Here is a 1,728-nt window from a genome sequence, read left to right as displayed (position 1 = left end):
CGATGACCAATGGTCAGCTTTCCTACCCGGTGGGGTTCTGCTCGCGCTCTATCCGCTCCACGACCTCGGGGTGCGACGGAGAACTTGGCCATACAACCGACCAAACGTTCCATGTTGATGATTGAACAGTCGACGAAAATTCGTCACTCAGGGCTCGTTGTGCTAGCGGAGCAACCTAGCCTCCGCTCCATGGCTGATATCTCCCGCCGCAGGCTTCTCGGCGCCATCGCCGGTGGCACCGTAACTATTCAGCAGGTTCTTGATCGCCTGGCTTGATCTTGTTGGTGTTTGGGTCATCCTGATCGTCGTGTCCGACTCGCCGTCCGTTGTGGAGCTGCTGGAGCGGCTTGCGCGGTTGGAGGCGGCCCTGGCCGAGCGGGACGCGCGGATCGAGGTGTTGACGCAGCGGGTCGCGGAGTTGGAGGCGCAGCTGCGCAGGAATTCGCGGACGTCGTCGAAGCCGCCGTCGTCGGATGGGCCGGTCAAGGCGCCGCCGCGGTCGCGGCGCCTGCCGTCGGATCGGCCGCCGGGTAAGCAGCCGGGTGATGCGGGTTTCACGTTGCGGCAGGTCGAGGTGCCGGACGAGGTGGTGACGCATCATCCGGTGGCGTGCCGGTGTTGTGGTCGGTCGTTGCGGCGGGCGCCGGTGACGTCGTTGGAGGCACGGCAGGTGGTCGACCTGCCCGAGGTGCGGCTGCGCGTGGTCGAGCATCGGCTGGAGCATCGCCGCTGCCGGTGCGGGACGATCACGATGGCGCCGGCGCCGAACGGGGTGGGCGCCCCGGCCCAGTACGGGCCGCGGGTGCGCGCGATCGGCGCGTATCTGGTCGGCTACCAGCATCTGCCGTACGAGCGGGCATGCGAGACCCTGGCCGATCTACTCGGTGTGGGCATGTCGGTCGGGACCCTGGTCAGCGTGGTGGCGCGCACCAGCGAAAAGCTCGGCGGGTTCCTGGACGAGGTGCGGCACCAGATCTCCGCCTCGCCGGTGGCGCACTTCGACGAGACGTCGCTACGGGTGGCCAGCACGAACGCGTGGGTCCACTCGGCTTCCACCGACACGCTGTCACTGTTCGTGGTGCATCCGTCGCGGGGACACGAAGCGATCGCCGCCGCCGGGGTGCTGCCCGTCTTCGCCGGCATCGCGGTGCATGACGGCTACACCCCGTACCGCCGCTATGGCGCCGCCCACCAACTGTGCAACGCCCACCACCTGCGCGAACTCGCCGGGATCCTCGACACCGACCCCGGCCAGGTATGGGCGCAGGACATGATCCGGCTGTTGTGCGAGATCAACGACACCACCCGGTACGCCCGAACCGTCGGCGCCCACGCCATCGACGATCGGCTACTGGGAGCCTACCGACGCCGCTACGACACGATCATCGCCGCTGGCAAAGCGGTCAATCCCAGCCCCGCCGGACACGGCGCCAGGTCCCCGACAGCGAACCTGCTCGCCCGCCTCGGCGGGTTCGCCACCGACGTGCTGCGCTTCGCCCACGACCTGCGCGTACCGTTCGACAACTCCCTCGCCGAACGCGACATCCGCATGGTCAAACTCCGGCAGAAGATCAGCGGCGGACTACGCACCTGGACCGGAGCGCAGACGTTCTGCGCCATCCGCAGCTACCTGTCCACCGCCCGCAAACAGGGCATCAACGCCCTCAAAGCCCTCACCCAACTCCACAACGGACCCGCCTGGATCCCCGGAACCAGCTGAATAGTTAC

The 1,728-nt window shown here is 67.5% G+C and carries 1 protein-coding gene; it reads left to right on the top strand.

What is annotated here, in order from left to right:
• Positions 1 to 307 precede the first annotated feature (307 nt).
• Positions 308 to 1,720: an IS66 family transposase gene (tnpC, locus tag ACNAW0_RS30330; protein WP_416291470.1), complete on the top strand. Its 1,413-nt coding sequence runs from the start codon at positions 308 to 310 to the stop codon at positions 1,718 to 1,720.
• The last annotated feature ends 8 nt before the right edge of the window (positions 1,721 to 1,728 follow it).

This window comes from Micromonospora sp. SL1-18 (genome assembly GCF_047921505.1).
Taxonomy (GTDB): domain Bacteria; phylum Actinomycetota; class Actinomycetes; order Mycobacteriales; family Micromonosporaceae; genus Micromonospora.
Note: the sequence above shows the minus strand (reverse complement) of the source record. Positions and strands in the feature narration are given on the sequence as shown.